Raw genomic sequence first — 2,774 nt, 5'->3', positions numbered from 1 at the left:
CGACTGGCTGCACACCTACAATCACCACCGCGGACACACCGCGCTCAAGGGCCAGCCACCCGCCAGCCGCGTTCCGAACCTCACAGGGCAATACATCTAGGCCGAGGCCCGGCGCACGAGCGTGGTCGGCAGAACCAGCCCTGCCGGCGCACCGGTGCGGGGGGCGGGCGAGGTGCGAGGGTCGGTCGGGGTGCGGCGGTCGAGGCGGTTCAGTAGCAGGCGGGCCATCAGGCGTCCCATTTCCTCGATGTCCTGACGGACCGTGGTCAGCGGTGGGTCGGTCTGCTCGGCGACCGGCAGCATGTCGTCGAAGCCGACGACCGCGACGTCGTCGGGCACGCGTCGGCCGCGCTCACGCAGGACGCGCAGGGCACCGGCGGCGGTGAGGTCGTTGGCGGCGAACACCGCGTCCAGGTCGGGGCGGCGGTCCAGGAGTGCGCGCATCGCGCGCTCGCCGCCGGCCGGGGTGAAGTCGCCCTCGACGACCAGGGCTGGGTCGGCGTCGCCCATCACGTCCCGGTAGCCGTCGAGCCGGTCCACGGCGGAGGTCTGGTCGAGGGCGCCGGTGATGTGCGCGATCAGCGACCGGCCGAGGCCGGCCAGGTGACGCACGGCGGCCCGGGCGCCGCCCCGGTTGTCGCTGTCGACGTACACGGTGGGTGTGGTGTCCTGTCGGCCGTCGCTCCAGCTCGGGCGGCCGCCGAAGACGGTGGGGACCCCGGCGCCCTGGATGAGCCCGGGCAGCGGGTCGTCGAGGTGCAGCGAGAAGACGAGCGCGCCGTCGACATGGCCGCCGGCCAGATAGCGGGCGACCCGGGCGTGGTCGTCGCGGCCCTCGGTCAGCAGCAGCACGAGCTGGTTGTCGTGGGCGGTCAGCTCCTTGCTGATGCCGCGCAGTTGCAGACCGAAGAAGGGGTCGGCGAAGACGCGGGTCTCGGGTTCGGCGATGACGACGGCGACGGCGTCGTGCCGCTTCGTCACCAGGCTGCGCGCGGCCTGGTTGGGCACGTAGCCGAGTTCCTCGACCGCGCGCCTGACCCGCTCGACGAGGGGTTCGGTGACCCCGTCCCCGCCGTTGACCACCCGTGACACGGTGGCCCGCGAGACGCCCGCCCGCGCGGCCACGGCCTCCAGGGTGGGGCGTGGGGCGGTGTCGGTCACGGCGGGGCTCCTCGTCTGCGGTTTCCGATCAGGATAGCTCCGCGGGAGGGGGGCTTCCCGGCCTCGGAACGCGGCCGCGCGCGGGCGTTGTCCGGTACGTCGCCCGAGGTCAGGCCAGCAGGTCCACCCGCCGTCCGACACCCGCGCGTTCGGCCCGCTGGTACGCGACCCACGCCAGCGCGAGGTCCTGCCAGGGCAGGCCGACGGGGGCGTACACCGTGCGGGCTGTGGTGTCGGTGCGGCCGGGGTGGTCGGTGCGCAGGACCTCGCCGAGGGTGGCGTCGGCGGCCTCGGCGGGTAGCCCGGCCGCCGCCAAGGCGCCCATGTCGGCGGCGAGTTCACGGTCGTCGACGACGAGCAGGGACGCCTGCAGCAGATCGCGGGCGAGTTCCTGCTTGCCGGGCTCGTCGGCGCCCAGGCTGGTGAGGTGCTGCCCGGTGCGGCTGTCCGCCAGGGACAGCAGCGGCTCCCGCGACCAGGTGGCCAGCAGGACGACATCGGCCGCCGCGGCCACCTCCGCCGCCGTACCGACCACCCGGCCGCCGTGCCGGGCGGCGAACGCGTGGGCGCGCTCGGCGTCCACGTCCTGGACGACCAGGTCACGTCGGCCGCGCAGTACGTCCAGTCCGCGCAGCACCAACTCGGCCTGGGCGCCGGCGCCGACCACTCCGCGCACGCCGTCCCCGGGTGCGGCCAGGGCGTGCGTGGCGAGGGCCGCCGCGAGTCCGGTGCGCCAGGCGGTGACCGTGGCGGAGTCGAGCAGGGCGAGCAGCTCGCCGTCGCGGCCGTCATGCAGGCAGACGACCCCGCGCAGGGCGGGCCGCGCGCCGGGGAACTTGGCGTTGACCTTGACGGTGTACGCGTCGATGCCGGGCAGCAGGCCGGGGATCAGCGCGGTGGCCGTGCCGGGGAACGGCAGGTCGGTCCGTACGCGTCGCCCCTGTGCGGAGACGGCGCCGGCTCGGCGGAAGCCCTCGCGGAGTGCGATGAGACACGCCTCGGGGTCCAGTACGGCTTCCAGGTCGCTACGGGTGAGGACGAGAGTCACCCGTCCATGATCCCCGGACGGTCGGCTCAGTGGTCGTGCGGGTGTACCCGGGGATCGTCCCGTCCGGTTTCCTCACCAGGAACAGTCCGGCCCTCCCCATGTCGGAGTGGCTCTGCACGTGGCAGTGGTACATCCACCCCGGCGCCCACGCCCTCCCCCGCGATCACCTGGAAGCCGAAGGAGTCGGCGGGGCCGACGATGTCGGCACGGTCGACTCCGGGGTGCCCAACCGGGTCACCGACAACCGGTGCCGGATCAACGAGCTGACCGAGGACGAGAAGAAGTGGATCGCAGTGCGCGCAGTCCATCGTGGTGTGCGCGGGGTGGACGAGGCGGATGTCCCGCCCATCTCGATCAGGGCCTTCTTGGTGGCGCCGATGGCGGCGTCGGCGGCCTTGCGGGCCATGGTCGTCCTGGCCAGGAACTTCGGGCGGAAGTCCTCCACCGCGATGGCGTCGTGGTCGCGGACCACCTTCTTGGCCCACTTGCGGCCGGTGTCCTCACGCTGCCTGGCGACCTTCTTGTGCGCCTTCGCCCGCAGTCTCCTCGCCTCGCGGTAGCCCTT

2 protein-coding genes and 3 pseudogenes are annotated in these 2,774 nt (G+C 73.6%); 1 reads left to right on the top strand and 4 read right to left on the bottom strand.

Going from position 1 to position 2,774, the window contains the following annotated elements; translation table 11 throughout:
* A pseudogene (locus ACH5AC_RS38390) lies at positions 1-100 on the top strand (IS481 family transposase); the annotation flags it as partial.
* On the opposite strand, the gene ACH5AC_RS38385 reads toward ACH5AC_RS38390, so the two are convergent.
* The 4 genes and pseudogenes from ACH5AC_RS38385 to ACH5AC_RS38370 form a co-directional block, all read right to left on the bottom strand.
* A complete protein-coding gene (locus ACH5AC_RS38385) occupies positions 97-1,161 on the bottom strand; it encodes a LacI family DNA-binding transcriptional regulator (protein ID WP_398866992.1) in 1,065 nt (354 codons plus the stop codon). The pseudogene ACH5AC_RS38390 and the gene ACH5AC_RS38385 overlap by 4 nt on opposite strands.
* A 109-nt stretch (positions 1,162-1,270) precedes the next feature.
* Positions 1,271-2,209 carry an ornithine cyclodeaminase family protein gene (locus ACH5AC_RS38380; protein WP_398866991.1) on the bottom strand — a complete coding sequence of 313 codons (939 nt, stop codon included), beginning with the start codon at positions 2,207-2,209 and terminating at the stop codon, positions 1,271-1,273.
* A 26-nt stretch (positions 2,210-2,235) separates the two neighbouring features.
* Positions 2,236-2,409: pseudogene (locus ACH5AC_RS38375) on the bottom strand (multicopper oxidase domain-containing protein); the annotation flags it as partial.
* Positions 2,410-2,499: 90 nt separating this feature from the next.
* Positions 2,500-2,774: pseudogene (locus ACH5AC_RS38370) on the bottom strand (RNA-guided endonuclease TnpB family protein); the annotation flags it as partial.

This window comes from Streptomyces sp. NPDC018693 (genome assembly GCF_044391385.1).
In the GTDB taxonomy this organism is placed as follows: Bacteria; Actinomycetota; Actinomycetes; order Streptomycetales; family Streptomycetaceae; genus Streptomyces.
This window is presented reverse-complemented; position numbering and strand designations above follow the sequence as displayed.